Below are 15736 nucleotides of genomic sequence, written 5' to 3'. Positions count from 1 at the left end.
AATCCCCCTGGGTTACCCTATTATAAGGCCATGCTGATGTAGTTAAGGATAAACAAGGCATCCAAAATCCAAATCATTACATGAACATCTTTAGCTTGACCTTTGACAAGCTTAGTCAAGGTGTAAGTCAAGAAACCAACTGCAATCCCTTGAGTGATAGAGTAGCTGAATCCCATAAAGATAGATGTGAAGAAGGCAGGAACCGCTTCAGCCATATCATCCCAATGGATATTTTTCAAGCTACCAAGCATCATAATCCCAACAATAATCAAGATTGGAGCTGTAGCAGATGAAGGCACGATAGCTAGAAGTGGGCTAAAGAAACTTGAAATCGCAAAACAGATAGCCACAACCAAGGCTGTCAAACCAGTACGTCCACCTGCTCCGATACCTGCAGCAGACTCAATGTAAGTTGTTACGTTTGAAGTCCCTGCAATAGCACCTATTGAAGTACCAATCAAGTCAGAATAAAGAGCTTTGTCCAACTTATCTGATTGATGATTTTCACCATTTGTAGCTACGATACCAACTTTTTCACCTGTACCAATCAAGGTACCAATAGTATCGAAAATATCTGTCAATGAAAAAGCAAGAATAGCCATAAGGGTTTCAGGCAAACGAGCCGTATCTGAAAGCAATGCACCCATACCTTCTGAACCAAGCGCTGCACCAAAGATTTTTTTCAAATCCTCTACTGCGGCACCAACATGGTTATTTGAAAAATCAATAGTCGAAAGATCAACCAAGCCAACAGCAATAGCTAAAACGGTCGTTGTCAAGATAGAGAGAATGATTCCACCTTTAGTTCCTTTAATAACAAAGAAAATCGTAATAGCAATACCAGCAAGAGCAACTAAAACTGATGGAGTATTGAAATCAACCAATCCTGGAACTGCTGAAGCATTTGCCGCAATTGTTGCTTGCGCCTTGTCAGCACCTTCTCCTACAACTGTATAGTTCCCCGGATCAATTGTAAATTTTAAAAGTCCAGCATTCTTAATACCTACGTAGGCAAGAAAAACACCGATACCAGCTGAGATGGCTGAACGTAAACCAGTTGGAATTGACTCAATGATCATTTTCCGAACATTTGTCAAGGTAATAATCAATGAGATAATTCCACAGATGAAGACCATAGCCAAGGCTTCTTGCCATGAATAACCAAGCCCGAATACAACTGTAAATGTAAAGAAGGCGTTAAGACCCATACCTGGTGCTTGAGCATAAGGTAAGTTGGCGTAGAAGGCCATCATCAGGGTACCAGCAACTGCACCGATAATCGTTGCGAGGAATACACCCTGAGCAGGCATTCCTGTTTGCGAAAGAATTTGTGGGTTTACAAAGAGAATATAGCTCATTGCAAAGAAAGTTGTTAAACCAGCGAGAACCTCCGTACGAACGTCTGTACCGTTCTCTTTTAGTTTAAATAATTTGTCCATTATCAATCTCCTTTTAATTTTTACGAACAATATTTGTATTATATCATTTATCATTCACTTTTTCAATATCTTTGTTTGATTTATTTAAGAAATTGATGGAATTTCATTTTTTGTTTAGAATCTGCTTTTCTGCCTGCTTTTTGTTATAATAGTAGACATCTTATCTGGAAAGACACTAGAAAGGTTTATATGACGAAAAAAATTATTGCAGTTGACCTAGATGGAACCCTGCTCAACTCAGACAGTCAGATTTCTGACTTTACCAAAGAAACTATTAAAAAAGTTACTGAAAAAGGGCATCAGGTTATTATTACGACAGGTCGTCCTTACCGCATGTCAAAAGATTTCTACTGTGAATTAGGCTTAGACACTCCTATGATTAATTTTAACGGCTCTCTCACTCATTTGCCAGACAAAATTTGGGACTTTGAAAAGTGTTTGACTGTAGACAAAAAATATCTGCTAGACATGGTTCAACGTTCAGAGGACATTCAAGCCGATTTTATCGCTGGAGAATATCGTAAAAAATTCTACATTACAAATCCTAATGAAGAAATTGCCAATCCCAAACTATTTGGTGTGGAAGCTTTCCAGCCTGAAGATCAATTTCAGCCTGAGTTGGTAACCAAGGATCCTAACTGTATTCTGTTGCAGACCAGAGCTAGTGACAAGTATGCCTTGGCAAAAGAAATGAATGCCTTCTACCAGCATCAACTTTCTATTAATACTTGGGGTGGTCCGCTCAATATCCTTGAGTGTACCCCAAAAGGAGTCAATAAGGCCTTCGCCTTGGACTACTTGCTCAAGGTAATGAACCGCGACAAAAAGGATTTGATTGCCTTTGGAGATGAACACAATGATACCGAAATGCTCGCTTTTGCTGGGAAAGGTTATGCCATGAAAAATGCCAATCCTGAGCTACTCCCCTATGCAGATGAGCAAATTTCCTTGACAAATGACCAAGACGGGGTTGCCAAAACCCTGCAAGATTTATTCTTATAGTCCATTCTGACCAGCTTGCAAGCTGGTCTTTGTGCTCTTTTCACAGTCTCATCAACCAGTTAATCGATTGTTCTACTTTTTGCCTCCAAAACCTTGGAAAAGGCTTTCTTTTGTGATATAATTCACATATAAAATACAAGAGAGCTAGTCACACTCGACTCTGTTGACACAAAATCAATCCAGTCCTGTTTCTCCTGCTCTCAGTTAATATCAAGGAGGATAGCTATGAAAGCTGTTGTTGTAAATCCAGAAAGCACTGGTGTTGCTGTTGAAGAAAAAGTACTCCGTCCACTTGAAACTGGAGAAGCACTTGTAGAAATTGAATACTGTGGTGTTTGCCACACTGACCTCCACGTTGCCCATGGTGACTTTGGTCAAGTACCAGGACGTGTTCTAGGTCACGAAGGTGTTGGTATCGTTAAAGAAATTGCCCCAGATGTAAAAAGCCTTAAAGTCGGCGACCGCGTCAGCGTTGCTTGGTTCTTTGAAGGATGTGGCACTTGCGAATACTGTACTACTGGCCGCGAAACCCTTTGCCGTACAGTGAAAAATGCCGGCTACTCAGTAGACGGTGGTATGGCTGAACAATGTATCGTAACTGCAGACTATGCTGTCAAAGTTCCTGACGGACTTGATCCAGCCCAAGCTTCTTCTATCACATGTGCTGGTGTAACAACCTATAAAGCTATAAAAGAAGCAAAAGTTGAACCAGGTCAATGGGTTGTCCTTTACGGTGCTGGTGGACTTGGTAACCTAGCTGTTCAATATGCTAAAAAAGTATTCAATGCTCATGTCATCGCAGTTGATATCAACAATGACAAACTTGCCCTTGCAAAAGAAGTAGGCGCTGATATTGTGATTAACGGTCTAGAAGTTGAAGATGTACCAGGACTTATTAAAGAAAAAACAGATGGCGGAGCTCATTCAGCTGTCGTAACTGCTGTATCTAAAGTTGCCTTCAACCAGGCTGTTGACTCAGTTCGTGCTGGTGGTCGCGTGGTTGCTGTTGGTCTTCCTTCTGAAATGATGGAACTCAGCATCGTGAAAACCGTTCTAGATGGAATCCAAGTCATCGGTTCTCTGGTTGGAACTCGTAAAGACTTGGAAGAAGCCTTCCAATTTGGTGCAGAAGGTTTGGTAGTCCCAGTTGTCCAAAAACGTCCAGTAGAAGATGCGGTAGCCGTTTTCGACGAAATGGAAAAAGGTCAAATCCAAGGACGTATGGTACTCGACTTCACCCACTAATTTAATAAAAACCTATTTTAAAAGTTGGAATGCGCTTCCAACTTTTTTATATTAAATTTTAATATCAAAAATTACTATGTCTTCTTGAAACCTTATTATATCAATATCATTAAATACACTATTTAAATGTTTTCTTGAATATTTTATATCAAATAGTTGCTTTTTATATGAAAACGGTTTATACTTATTTAGTCTTAAAGTTTTCTTAAATGAAGACTGAAACAACAAAAAGGAGGAATGACAATAATGAGTATCGGAATCATTATTGCGAGCCACGGCGAATTTGCTGCGGGTATTCATCAGTCAGGATCTATGATCTTTGGTGAACAAGAAAAGGTTCAAGTTGTAACCTTTATGCCAAATGAAGGTCCTGATGATCTATACGCTAAGTTTAATAACGCTGTTGCTGCATTTGACGCAGAAGATGAGGTTCTAGTTTTGGCTGACCTTTGGAGTGGATCTCCATTCAACCAAGCTAGCCGCGTGATGGGAGAAAATCCTGAGCGTAAGTTTGCTATCATCACAGGACTTAACTTACCGATGTTGATTCAAGCCTATACAGAGCGCCTGATGGACGCTGCTGCAGGTGTAGAAAAAGTCGCTGCTAATATTATTAAAGAAGCCAAAGATGGCATCAAAGCTCTTCCAGAAGAGCTAAATCCAGCTGAGGAAGTTGCAAGTGCTGCAGCTGCTCCAGTTGCCCAAGCTGCTATCCCAGAAGGAACTGTTATCGGAGATGGAAAACTCAAGATTAACCTTGCCCGTCTGGACACTCGTCTCCTTCACGGTCAGGTTGCCACCGCTTGGACTCCAGATTCAAAAGCAGACCGTATCATCGTTGCTTCAGACAATGTCGCCAACGACGACCTTCGTAAAGAATTGATTAAACAAGCAGCTCCAAATAATGTCAGAGCCAATGTGGTTCCAATTCAAAAATTGATCGAGGTTTCAAAAGACCCACGCTTTGGAGAAACACATGCCCTTATCTTGTTTGAAACACCTCAAGATGCCCTTCGTGCAATCGAAGGTGGCGTGCCAATCAAGACCCTTAACGTAGGATCAATGGCTCACTCAACAGGTAAAACAATGGTCAACAACGTTTTGTCTATGGATAAAGACGACGTTGCAACATTTGAAAAAATGCGTGACCTCGGTGTTGAATTTGACGTACGTAAAGTACCAAACGACACCAAAAAAGATTTGTTTGATTTGATTAACAAAGCCAACGTTCAATAATAGACATCAATAACTATCGAAGAATTCAAAGAAAATTTTTCACTTTATTATCATAAAATAGAAAAGGAATAAAACCATGTCAGATATTTCAATTATTTCTGCTATCTTGGTTGTAGTTGTTGCCTTCCTTGCAGGTCTTGAAGGTATCCTCGACCAATTCCAATTCCATCAACCAATCGTCGCATGTACCCTTATCGGTCTTGTAACAGGTAACCTTGAAGCAGGGGTTATGCTTGGTGGATCACTTCAAATGATCGCCCTTGGCTGGGCAAACATCGGAGCTGCCGTAGCTCCTGACGCTGCTCTTGCATCTGTTGCCGCAGCAATCATCTTGATCAAAGGTGGTAACTTTACTACTGAAGGTATCGCCGTTGCAACAGCAACAGCTATCCCTCTTGCCGTAGCTGGACTTTTCTTGACAATGATTGTTCGTACAATCTCAGTTGGTTTGGTTCACACTGCAGACGCAGCTGCTAAAGAAGGAAATATTGCAGCTGTTGAACGTGCTCACTTTATCGCACTTCTTCTTCAAGGTCTTCGTATTGCTATCCCTGCTGCCTTCCTTATCGCTATCCCTGCTTCTGCCGTTCAAGATGCTCTTAAATTAATGCCAGACTGGTTGAATGGTGGTATGGCTGTAGGTGGTGCTATGGTCGTTGCCGTTGGTTACGCTATGGTTATCAACATGATGGCAACTCGTGAAGTATGGCCATTCTTCGCACTCGGTTTTGCCTTTGCTGCCATTTCTCAATTGACTTTGATTGCACTTGGTGTAATCGGTGTTGCCCTTGCCTTCATCTACCTTAACCTTTCAAAACAAGGTGGTAACGGTGGCGGAGGAGCTGCGACTTCTAACGACCCAATCGGTGATATCCTAGAAGACTACTAGAAAGGGGAACAATCATGACTGAAAAACTTCAATTATCAAAATCAGATCGTAAAAAAGTTTGGTGGCGTTCACAATTCCTTCAAGGTTCTTGGAACTACGAACGTATGCAAAACTTGGGTTGGGCTTATTCATTAATCCCAGCTATCAAAAAATTGTACACTACTAAAGAAGACCAAGCTGCTGCTCTTGAGCGTCACCTTGAGTTCTTCAATACTCACCCATACGTAGCTGCTCCTATCATGGGGGTTACTCTTGCACTTGAAGAAGAACGCGCTAACGGTGTTGAAATCGATGACGCTGCTATCCAAGGGGTTAAAATCGGTATGATGGGACCTCTTGCTGGTATCGGTGACCCAGTATTCTGGTTTACAGTTCGTCCTATCCTTGGAGCTCTTGGTGCATCACTTGCTGCATCTGGTAACTTAGTTGGGCCACTTCTCTTCTTCTTCGGATGGAATGCGATCCGTATGGCCTTCCTATGGTACACACAAGAGTTTGGTTACAAAGCTGGATCTGAAATCACTAAAGATATGTCTGGTGGTATCTTGAAAGACATCACTAAAGGTGCTTCTATCCTTGGTATGTTCATCCTTGCCGTTCTTGTACAACGTTGGGTATCGATTAACTTCACTGTTAACCTTCCTGGTAAACAATTGGCTGAAGGTGCCTACATCAAATTCCCAGAAGGACCTGTATCAGGTGCTGAATTGAAAGGTATCCTTGGTCAAGCACTTGGTGGATTGAGCTTGGATAGCGTTCAACCACAAACCCTGCAAGGTCAGTTGAACTCATTGATTCCAGGATTGATGGGACTTCTCCTTACTTTCCTTTGCATGTGGTTGCTTAAGAAAAAAGTATCACCAATCTCAATCATCCTTGCACTCTTTGCAGTAGGTATCGCAGCTCGTTTCTTCGGTATCATGTAATCAAGCAACTTAAAAGGAACCAGGTTCTAAACCTGATTCCTTTTTCTATGCTTTTATTCAGCCAAAGCTCCCATTGGATCCCAAGGTGCTAACACGATTGGTTCTGCCTCATAAGCAGCTTGTTCTTCTGCTGTCAGCAATTCTTTGCGAACAACGATTTGGTATGTGTATTCGTCCATCCAAACGTCTGAGGCAACGAAGTAACCATCAGTACCGACCTTGTCTCCCCATGAGTTTTCAACCTTCCACTTGGTTGACTTGCCATTTTCGTCCAAATCCACACCTGTCAAGACCATGGCGTGGGTCATCAAGCTCTCACTGTAGTCCAAACGTCCAGCCTTGTCTTGAGTAAGTTTAATGTCCATGCTTGATTCAAAGTCATAAACATCTGTCGCAAGGATTCCAGCTTTACGGTTGCTGAGCTGACCGACATCAGAACCAAACCAAACAGTCTCACCTGCTTGCATTTGAGCAATTGCCAATTCTTTCAAGCGATCCATCGGCACGTTGATGTAACGAACTGCACGGCTACCAACCACATTCCCCAACATCTCAACTGTGTACGATTTGCCGTATGGTTTATCAGCAGTTGGAGCATTGATAACAGAAACATAGTCCTCTAGAGGAAGATTGACATATTTCTTGTAAAACTCTTGTGGTGTAATGTCCTTTTCGCTTTGGTAGTTGTTATCCTTATCGCGATAAGCAAAGTTAAACTGACGTGGTGGAAGACCCAATGACATAGCAAGGAAGTTAAAGATTTCTTGCAAGAGGTCTTCTTTCTTAGCTTGAACAGTCGCTTGGTCTGCGCCAGAAGCGAGTAAGTCACGCAAGATTTGAGCATCTTGACGAAGCAATTTGTTGAGAATGGCATTGAGCTCACGACTACTGCTAGATGAAACAGACTCAGGGTAAACTGACTTAGGCACGACACCGTATTTCTCAAAGAGGGCAACGACCATATCCCATTGACCGCCATCTTGTTGTGGAGTTTGAAGTAGGAAGCTAACCTTACGGCTGGTCAAGTCTTGGTCTGCAGTCGCAATGACTTGCTCCAAGAACCAGTTTGATTTCTCATACTTGTCCCAGAAGAAGGTGTGGGCCTGTGATAACTCAAAATTTTCCAGTTTGTATTGTGAGATGAGCTTGTGGCGGAAGGTGTTGAGAGCTGCAAACATCCAGCAACGACCAGACGCTTTCTGGTTGGTTACCTTGTCCTTGGTCAAATCCAATGAGAAAACAGGTGTATTGTCTACATGGCTCTGACGACGTTCTAGAGCTGCAAAAATTCCATTATGGCTGGCAGCATTTTCAATCGCTTGGTATTTGACATTTGCTTCATAGTTGGCAAATAGTTTATCAGTAAATGATTCTTGAATCGCGTTCATAGATTCCTCCTTTTATTCTACAGTCTATTATAACTCTTTTCACAAAGGAAGCAACTGAAAAACATAAAAGGCAAAGACATTGTCCCTCACCTTTTTCGAATATAAACCAAACTAAGCGATACTAGCAAGGAGAACCTCTAATTCTTCCTTGGTCAAGCGACGCCATTCTCCTCGCTGCAAGTTCTCATCCAATACTAGCGTTCCCATAGTCAAACGTTGCAAGTCTACTACTTCCTTGCCACAGTAGCCCACCATACGCTTGACCTGATGAAACTTCCCTTCTGCAATGGTCACACGAATTTGGCTTTGATTCTTTTCTGAATCTATGGACACAAGTTCCAGTTTAGCAGGCTGACAAGTAAAGTCTTTGAGAGGAATTCCCTTGGCAAATGTCTCCACATCTTCTTGGGTCATGATTCCCTTGACTTGTGCCAGATAAGTCTTGTCCACATGACGCTTGGGTGAAAGAAGAGCATGGGCAAGCTTGCCGTCATTAGTCAAGAGCAAAAGACCATGCGTATCGATATCCAAGCGCCCTACTGGGAAAACTTCCTTGCTCCGAGCAATATCATCCAGCAAGTCCAACACCGTTCTGTGCTTGGGATCCTCAGTCGCTGAGATAACTCCTTTGGGCTTGTTCATCATGTAGTAGACAAATTCTTCATACTCCAGCACTTGCCCATCAAAGCGAATCTCATCTATTTTTTTATCAATCTGCAATTTAGCTGATTTCTCTTTTTTACTATTTACCGTCACGCGCCCAGCCTTGAGCATGTTTTTGACCTCAGTCCGACTCCCCACAGCGCAGGCAACTAAAAATTTATCTAATCTCATATCACTATTATATCACACTCAAAAGGAGGCTGTCTCAATGACCAACCTCCTTTTCGTTTCATACTCTTCAAAAATCTCTTCAAACCGCGTCAACGTCGCCTTGCCGTATATATGTTACTGACTTCGTCAGTTCTATCTGCAACCTCAAAACAGTGTTTTGAGCTGACTTCGTCAGTTCTATCTACAACCTCAAAACAGTGCTTTGAGCAGCCTGCGGCTAGTTTCCTAGTTTGCTCTTTGATTTTCATTGAGTATCAGATTTAAGAAATTAACTTCCTCGTCTCCAGAAAATCGCTAAGACAATCATGGAACCTAGTACTGCCGGAATAATGGCAGTTCCTGCTATTATCGGTCCCCAAGTCCCAAAAAGCAAATGCCCTATAAAGGCACCAATCCAGCCTAGAAACATTTTCCCAAAACATCCCATTCGCTCTCCACGATTAGTCAGAGTACCTGCTAAAAATCCCACTAGGAGGCCAACGAACATACTTCCTAACATATTATCTCCTTAATTTGCCCAATCTCCGTTACGGAAGAGTGGTACACGTGTCCCATCCTCACGGATACCATCGATATCCATTTGGTTAGAACCAATCATAAAGTCTACGTGAACATCTGAACGGTTAAGCCCCGCAGCTTCAAGCTCCTCTTCGCTCATCTCCGCTCCACCAACAACACTAGTTGCATAGGCTGCACCAATAGCCAAGTGGTTTGAAGCATTCTCATCGAAAAGGGTGTTAAAGAAGGTAATGCCTGACTGAGAAATTGGGCTTGGATCTGGTACCAAGGCACATTCACCCAAGGCACGCGCACCCGCATTTTCAAAGACGAGGTCTTTCATGACCTGATCGCCTTTTTCTGCAGTGATATCCACAATTTGTCCATCCTTAAAGGTTACCTTAATACCTTCAATGATATTTCCGTTATAGCTAAGCGGTTTTGTAGAAGTGACATAACCATCTGCACGACGGAAGTCAGGCGCTGTGAAGACTTCCTCTGTCGGCATATTTGGCAAGAATCCTTCGCCCTGTGCATTGATAGCACCAGCTGATTCCCAAACATGGTTTTTCGGCAAGCCGAGTGTCAAATCTGTTCCTGGCGCTGTGTAGTGAAGGGCTGAAAATTGTTCTTTATTGAGCATATCAGCTTTACTCTTAAGGATAGCTGCATGCTCTTCCCAAGCTTTAACAGGATCTTCTTCGTAAACACGGCAAGTTTTGAAGATTTGGTCCCAAAGGAGATCAACTGCTTCCTCGTCGCTCGTAGCATTTGGGAAGACTTTCTTAGCCCACTCAAGTCCAGCAGCGGCTGCTACAGTCCAGCTAACCTTGTTGGATTGAGTTGCGATTCTCATTGGCTTCATGGCAAGTCCCATAGCTTTAGCAGAAGCTGAAAGCTTATCAGCGTCCACTCCGTTCAAGGCACCTGGATCAGATGAACGAACCCCAAGACGGCTAGCTTTGTTCTCTAAAAGATAGTTCATCTCAGCAATCTTGTATTCTGGCACATTGTCCAAACGCTCCATCGGCGCATGGAGGAATTTCTCACGGTTAATGACATCATCTGTCCACTGAACGATCACCTCATGCGCACCCAAGGCATAAGCTTCTTTGACAATTAAGTGAGCCAACTCACGTTGCTCCACATCGATAGAGAGAGCCAAAGTGTGACCAGGTTGCACATTGATTCCGTTCGCAACCAGCAATTTCGCATATTTTTCTAGATTTTCTTTAAAATTTGGTAAAACCATGTTGTTTCTCTTTTCTATTTTTATTTTTCTTTCAAAGCAGAGAATAATCCTGCTAAAGCAATGGCACCTGACAAGAGTGCTGTTGATAGAAGAATTGTTTGATCAGCAAGTTCTAATTGATATTCAAATACCTTCTCAGCCGGCTTATCTTCCGCGAATATTCTTAGTTTCATGAAATATCCTCCCTTACTAGTATATCACATATATTGGTATTTTAAAAAACAAGCTTACTGAAGCTTGTTTTAATTAGCTATTACAAAAATTTTGTACATATCTTTCCACTTCTTTTTCCATAGATTGAATCTCTCCAATATCCCATCTATTTTTTTTAGAAGTTATCTCTGCCATCATCTGTAATTTTAAACTCTGACGATGGAATATATCTTCTTTTTCCCATTGTTTTAATTTAGCTTCTGGATAGGAGTTGCCAAACCTGGAGTTCTGACTATCGGTAATAATACAAAGGTTGCCAAAGGAATGTAAAAACTCAATAGGTAATTGGCTCTCTCCATCATGTCCATTTGGATTCTGAGGATACCAATGCTCTATAGAGCGACGATATGCAAATTTGAAATGATCAAAATTAATATCCTTGTACTCTTTCTCTAATTCAGCACGATTTTTCCATAAAACATAATCTACAAAGTTAAAAGCATAAACAGGAATTGCCCCATATTTTTTGATACTTTTATCTTCGGTAAACAATCTTTCCTCAGCATATCTCACTGCCATTTTCTCAAGAAAATTCTTAAACCGAGCACCAAATTCTGCTTGATTTAACTCTTCAATATGGTTAAACAAAAATTGCAAGATTTCATATAACCAACGACTATCACGATTAGCAGTAAAGGTCACAGCAAACATGGATTGAAGGAGGATAATATTTTTGTTTAAATTGTCAAAAGTATTGTTTTGATAATTAATTCGAACATATTTCCATCCTCCATTTTCATTTCGTTGATATGTCTCATACTTACCTCGTTTGATTTGCCATTCGGTTTCATTTTCTAATTGGACATTTTTTACGATAAGCGTATCAAATATATGCTTCATAGTCAGAAGTAGTTGCCCAAATTGTTGGACCCATTCTCTATCTCGTCGTTCAATTTCAAAAATTTTCAATAATTTTTTATCATCAAATGTAGTTTCATCATTTCCTTCCATGATGAAAAAAACTTGAAGCAAAAATGTTGGAAAATCAATTACAGTCGTATAATTTGAAATATCTGCTCCATTATTTACTAAGCTACTACTTTCATATTTTGTCTGAGTAATTGCATCTAGTAAACTTCGTTGCTCAATTTTTTTTACTCTTATTTTCTCAAATACACTTTCCAATTTGAAGTTAGTAAATTCTTTACCAAAAATTTTCTCCCCCTCTTCATCAGTATTGTTTGGTCTACTTCGGATTTGAAAAGTTTTTATTACCGGCTTATCAAACTCTGCACAGGCATCCCAAATCCTTGCCAACTTTTGCGCCATTTCTTGATCTGTACCGAACTTAGCCATCATTTGCGCCTTAAGAATCTCATGAGCCTCTAGTTGTTCTCCTCGAGAGTTGAAACGTTCGAAATAAAGATTCAAATCTAAATCTTCAGGAAGTATACTCCGAAAAATGATGACATTCTCAAAAAGATAATCAACGAAAGACTGAGGATCAAGACGGCGCTCCTCTAGCACTTTTTTCAATGCGTCTTTAGCATATCTGTAACCTCTAGTCAGCTCATTTTCATCGTCCTCTGAAATTTCTTGCTTGGCAAATAGATCTTTAATATTCTTATTTGATTTCTGCCTAGCTGGGAAGGTAAGATTGACAGCTTTCAATTTATCAAAACCAAACTCATGCTTCAAAGCTAAGGCAATCAAATTAAGGGCTGTTGTCCGTTGTTGACCATCTATGATTTTGAAAATGTTATTCTCTTTATTAACGACTAATGTTCCAATATAGTAATTGTCTCTATTTTCTTGAAAAGCATTTTCTTGAAAAGCATCTGCTACGTCGTTCAATAACTGCTCAACTTCATCATAAGTCCAGGCAAAATTTCTCTGATAAAGAGGAATAGCATAGGTATCTTCATTTAACAAACGATTAACTGATAAGCTTATATGTGTTTCTACCATTTATTTTTTTCCTCTTCTATAATCTTGTCCACAGTATAATTTTCAAATAATTCTCTATCTATCTTGATCATGAAATCATTCGGAGTAACAGCATGGGATAAAAGTTGAAATAGCTTTTGAGCCTCTTTTTGTCTAAAACTTCCACCAGCAGCGTATTTCCCTACCGTTGCATCATATATAGCTTTAGACTTAACTCGAGGGTAATAAGACCAAATAAACAGGGTCTCTACAATCTCATTTGATAGCTCATCTTTTCCAAATCTCTCTGCAAACAGTGAACAAATATTTAAGAACATATTGTGACACTTGAGGTAGCGTCCCTTTGAGCTATTGTAAATGTTCAACATACCTTCTGGGTAAGCTAGATTTTTTTCTTCCCCTTCAGGTTCATCAGAAAATCCTAACTCTGCATTTAAAAAATCTTTATGTTCTTTAATAGTTCCATGAGCAGATTCAATATATTCAAAAAATGTACTTCCATCAATGATTGGCATAGTAATTGAAAGAGGGAATTTTTCAATATGACGATACAATTCTAGATATGGAAAGTTCTGATTCAAATCAACGCCTTTAAAATCGTCAATAAAATCCTCTGTAAAACGCAGATAAGATCCATAACGTTTGTTTGTTAATCCTGTCTCTCCGCGCGACCAACGTCTCATACGGAAAAGATGTTTATCAAACAACTCTTTGAGACTTAACTCTTTATCCTCTACAAATTGCTCCCACTTTTCGACAATCTTTTCATCTTCTGAATCATACTTGCGAAGATGGTAGGCTTTGAGCAAATCATGAGGTTCTAAAGATTTTCCACGATTATTCTGAGAATCAAATAACTGAAAGGCTTCAGATAATCGTTCCTGTGGCATAGTAATCACGGAGACAGAACAATTTTCCAATAAAAAATTGCAAATATCTTTTGCCTGATTTTCACCAACCAATTGAGTCAAATTTTCCCACTCATTATAATTTTCACTCGCATGATAGCAAGATAGCTCTCCAAATTCAGCACTCAGCAGTTGATTAGCACCCTTATAATTCTCTAAATCATCTAATAAATGAAGAAACAAGGAAATAGAAATTAGCCGTTGCTGTCCATCGACAATATCTAAGTATTTTTCCTTTTCATGCAAGATTTCATGCAAGATAACGGAACCAATCTGATATTCCTTTTTTCCCATAGCATCTCGTAAATCATAAAAAAGATTACGGATATGTTTTCTGTTCCATTTATATGGTCTTTGATAAGAAGGAATCCGCAAATTCTCTTCTTTCAATAGTTCTCCAACCTTTTTAGAAGTAAATTGAATAGTCATTTTATCCTCATCTATATTTATCTATCATTTCTTGAACTGTTTGCTTCATATCCTCTACTAAAATCCGAGGAGACAAAACAGTAACTGCTTCCCCTTGCCCCAGCAACCAGCGTTTAAGCCCCGGTGTGTGCTGACTCTCAAACTTAAAATGAGTCCAGTAGCCATTTTTCCCAACTATTTTTGCATTTGGAAATTGATCCGTCACAATCGTCGGATCGTACAAATACTCGATTTCAATACTGATTTTCTTCCCGATAAAAGCATCTACTCTCTCGTTACGAATGTCGCCATCTCTAAATTTATCTCGATAAGAAATAGAGGGTTTCTCTATATCACTAAGAGACCATGACTGGATACGGTCTACTCTTAAAGTAATATAAGTAGCATGTTTCAACTGGTAGACAACTAGATAGAAATAATGACTATCATAATAAAGAGAGACTGGAAAAACAGTCTGCCTCTTAGAAGACTCAGAATAAGGTTTTTGATAGATAATGTCTAGAACCTGTTCATACAAAATAGCTTCTGATAAATTCCAAATTTTCTCTATTCTATTTTGTTGATCCGTTAAGGGAGCATAGTTCAGCTTTTCACTTCCAATAATCTGCTCGATTTCTTTCCGATCATCACGGGGAACTAAGACCAGTAAATTATGTAGTAAGCTAGCAATTTCTGGTCTATTCAGTGCTCGATTTTCCAATAAAATCTTTGAAATAACGAGAATATCCTTTTTATTAAAAACTGACTTACTTGCTAAACAATACTTATTCGTTTTACGGTTATAAAGTAAATCTCCACTATAACTGGTGTGACTAGATAAAATATCACGGAGTAGCGAAAAATCTCTCTGTATCGTCTTTTCACTAACCTCAAATTCCTGAGCCAGTTGCTTTTTTCCTAACGGAGTCCCAAACTGTAAACGTAAAAAAATCGTTAGCAGTCTCTCTTGATCATTCATTTCCAGTCCTTCTACATATTATTCAAACAATACTATTTCTAGTACATTATTATCACTTCTATAGTCTAACTAGTACTTTATATTCAAAACGATTAAAGCAAAATAAACTAGCCCTTAGATGATTTCAACTGTACCACTATGCCAGATTCGAAGAACTCAACTACGGATTCAGGCATATTTTTTAAGTCTTCGGGTAAGCAGTCTGAATATACAATGAAGAGTTTGTTTCTTTTCTTACTCTCTTTGAATCGCTGCATCCAGTATTCCTGTACCCTTTGATCAGCCTCTCCCAAAAATTGAACTCCATCCAGAAAAATCAAATCATACTCTGTATACCCCATTTGCAGTTTCATCCATTGACTATGTTTAGAAAAAATCAAATTATCTCTCACTCGATAATATGCAAGTGATGCTATTGGAGTAACAGGTTTTATTTTAGTTAACGTATAATAAAACAAATGCCATCTATCAGTCTCTGAAATACCGCAAATGTAAATACATTGAGAATCTTCTTTTAAGTCTATTTGTGGGAATCCGGTCCAATCATTCCCATCATCTTTCAAGCCTTTTTCAAAATTATAAATTTCCTCTTCAATTGACACATTAGAATTTAAAATTTCTTGATTCACCAT

Annotated in this window: 15 protein-coding genes; 5 read left to right on the top strand and 10 right to left on the bottom strand. The window is 39.7% G+C overall.

The genetic code is table 11. The features are described from left to right. Nucleotides 1-20: 20 nt before the first annotated feature. Complete coding sequence (locus tag N5909_RS01800; RefSeq protein ID WP_271630700.1) at nt 21-1439, bottom strand: NCS2 family permease; 1419 nt, start codon at nt 1437-1439, stop codon at nt 21-23. A gap of 189 nt (nt 1440-1628) precedes the next feature. Here N5909_RS01800 and N5909_RS01795 point away from each other — a divergent pair, with 189 nt between their 5' ends. The 5 genes from N5909_RS01795 (at nt 1629) to N5909_RS01775 (ending at nt 6737) form a co-directional block, all read left to right on the top strand. Further along, the gene (locus N5909_RS01795) at nt 1629-2441 is read left to right on the top strand and encodes a Cof-type HAD-IIB family hydrolase (protein WP_033681200.1); all 813 of its coding nucleotides are present in this window, start codon (nt 1629-1631) and stop codon (nt 2439-2441) included. 225 nt (nt 2442-2666) lie between these two features. Further along, nucleotides 2667-3686 carry an alcohol dehydrogenase AdhP gene (adhP, locus tag N5909_RS01790; protein WP_020901964.1) on the top strand — a complete coding sequence of 340 codons (1020 nt, stop codon included), beginning with the start codon at nt 2667-2669 and terminating at the stop codon, nt 3684-3686. A gap of 246 nt (nt 3687-3932) precedes the next feature. Further along, nucleotides 3933-4922: a PTS sugar transporter subunit IIB gene (locus N5909_RS01785; protein WP_033681198.1), complete on the top strand. Its 990-nt coding sequence runs from the start codon at nt 3933-3935 to the stop codon at nt 4920-4922. A gap of 76 nt (nt 4923-4998) precedes the next feature. After that, complete coding sequence (locus tag N5909_RS01780; protein WP_033681196.1) at nt 4999-5811, top strand: PTS mannose/fructose/sorbose transporter subunit IIC; 813 nt, start codon at nt 4999-5001, stop codon at nt 5809-5811. A 14-nt stretch (nt 5812-5825) separates the two neighbouring features. Then, nucleotides 5826-6737, top strand: a complete 912-nt coding sequence (locus tag N5909_RS01775; protein WP_000136857.1) for a PTS system mannose/fructose/sorbose family transporter subunit IID — start codon at nt 5826-5828, stop codon at nt 6735-6737. Nucleotides 6738-6790: 53 nt separating this feature from the next. On the opposite strand, the gene pepC is transcribed toward N5909_RS01775, so the two are convergent. The 9 genes from pepC to N5909_RS01730 all read right to left on the bottom strand — a co-directional run bounded on the left by pepC (nt 6791) and on the right by N5909_RS01730 (nt 15736). Continuing rightward, nucleotides 6791-8125, bottom strand: coding sequence for an aminopeptidase C (gene pepC, locus N5909_RS01770; RefSeq protein WP_033681194.1), 1335 nt, complete (start codon nt 8123-8125; stop codon nt 6791-6793). Between the two features lie 111 nt (nt 8126-8236). Continuing rightward, the gene (locus tag N5909_RS01765) at nt 8237-8959 is read right to left on the bottom strand and encodes a pseudouridine synthase (RefSeq protein WP_033681192.1); all 723 of its coding nucleotides are present in this window, start codon (nt 8957-8959) and stop codon (nt 8237-8239) included. Nucleotides 8960-9227: 268 nt separating this feature from the next. Then, a complete protein-coding gene (locus N5909_RS01760) occupies nt 9228-9458 on the bottom strand; it encodes a GlsB/YeaQ/YmgE family stress response membrane protein (protein ID WP_000901572.1) in 231 nt (76 codons plus the stop codon). A gap of 9 nt (nt 9459-9467) precedes the next feature. Next, nucleotides 9468-10709, bottom strand: a complete 1242-nt coding sequence (locus N5909_RS01755; protein WP_033681189.1) for an aminopeptidase — start codon at nt 10707-10709, stop codon at nt 9468-9470. Nucleotides 10710-10729: 20 nt separating this feature from the next. Further along, complete coding sequence (locus tag N5909_RS01750) at nt 10730-10882, bottom strand: hypothetical protein (protein ID WP_000776626.1); 153 nt, start codon at nt 10880-10882, stop codon at nt 10730-10732. A gap of 73 nt (nt 10883-10955) precedes the next feature. Next, on the bottom strand, nt 10956-12830 hold the full coding sequence (locus N5909_RS01745) for a DUF262 domain-containing protein (protein WP_271630699.1): 1875 nt from the start codon (nt 12828-12830) through the stop codon (nt 10956-10958). Then, nucleotides 12824-14146: a DUF262 domain-containing protein gene (locus N5909_RS01740; RefSeq protein WP_033681188.1), complete on the bottom strand. Its 1323-nt coding sequence runs from the start codon at nt 14144-14146 to the stop codon at nt 12824-12826. Before N5909_RS01740 ends, N5909_RS01745 begins: the two co-directional genes overlap by 7 nt. 7 nt (nt 14147-14153) lie before the next feature. Further along, nucleotides 14154-15104, bottom strand: a complete 951-nt coding sequence (locus N5909_RS01735; RefSeq protein WP_033681187.1) for a helix-turn-helix transcriptional regulator — start codon at nt 15102-15104, stop codon at nt 14154-14156. Nucleotides 15105-15211: 107 nt separating this feature from the next. Further along, the gene (locus N5909_RS01730; RefSeq protein WP_033681186.1) at nt 15212-15736 is read right to left on the bottom strand and encodes a DnaA ATPase domain-containing protein; all 525 of its coding nucleotides are present in this window, start codon (nt 15734-15736) and stop codon (nt 15212-15214) included.

Origin of the sequence: Streptococcus gwangjuensis (assembly GCF_028156745.1) — a bacterium.
GTDB lineage: Bacteria > Bacillota > Bacilli > Lactobacillales > Streptococcaceae > Streptococcus > Streptococcus gwangjuense_A.
Note: the sequence above shows the minus strand (reverse complement) of the source record. Positions and strands in the feature narration are given on the sequence as shown.

Bases quoted from the DNA above. Each gene is read 5' to 3' on its own strand.
- N5909_RS01800 (WP_271630700.1), bottom strand. From the start codon at position 1,439: ATGGACAAATTATTTAAACTAAAAGAGAACGGTACAGACGTTCGTACG.
- N5909_RS01795 (WP_033681200.1), top strand. From the start codon at position 1,629: ATGACGAAAAAAATTATTGCAGTTGACCTAGATGGAACCCTGCTCAAC.
- adhP (WP_020901964.1), top strand. From the start codon at position 2,667: ATGAAAGCTGTTGTTGTAAATCCAGAAAGCACTGGTGTTGCTGTTGAA.
- N5909_RS01785 (WP_033681198.1), top strand. From the start codon at position 3,933: ATGAGTATCGGAATCATTATTGCGAGCCACGGCGAATTTGCTGCGGGT.
- N5909_RS01780 (WP_033681196.1), top strand. From the start codon at position 4,999: ATGTCAGATATTTCAATTATTTCTGCTATCTTGGTTGTAGTTGTTGCC.
- N5909_RS01775 (WP_000136857.1), top strand. From the start codon at position 5,826: ATGACTGAAAAACTTCAATTATCAAAATCAGATCGTAAAAAAGTTTGG.
- pepC (WP_033681194.1), bottom strand. From the start codon at position 8,125: ATGAACGCGATTCAAGAATCATTTACTGATAAACTATTTGCCAACTAT.
- N5909_RS01765 (WP_033681192.1), bottom strand. From the start codon at position 8,959: ATGAGATTAGATAAATTTTTAGTTGCCTGCGCTGTGGGGAGTCGGACT.
- N5909_RS01760 (WP_000901572.1), bottom strand. From the start codon at position 9,458: ATGTTAGGAAGTATGTTCGTTGGCCTCCTAGTGGGATTTTTAGCAGGT.
- N5909_RS01755 (WP_033681189.1), bottom strand. From the start codon at position 10,709: ATGGTTTTACCAAATTTTAAAGAAAATCTAGAAAAATATGCGAAATTG.
- N5909_RS01750 (WP_000776626.1), bottom strand. From the start codon at position 10,882: ATGAAACTAAGAATATTCGCGGAAGATAAGCCGGCTGAGAAGGTATTT.
- N5909_RS01745 (WP_271630699.1), bottom strand. From the start codon at position 12,830: ATGGTAGAAACACATATAAGCTTATCAGTTAATCGTTTGTTAAATGAA.
- N5909_RS01740 (WP_033681188.1), bottom strand. From the start codon at position 14,146: ATGACTATTCAATTTACTTCTAAAAAGGTTGGAGAACTATTGAAAGAA.
- N5909_RS01735 (WP_033681187.1), bottom strand. From the start codon at position 15,104: ATGAATGATCAAGAGAGACTGCTAACGATTTTTTTACGTTTACAGTTT.
- N5909_RS01730 (WP_033681186.1), bottom strand. From the start codon at position 15,736: ATGGTGAATCAAGAAATTTTAAATTCTAATGTGTCAATTGAAGAGGAA.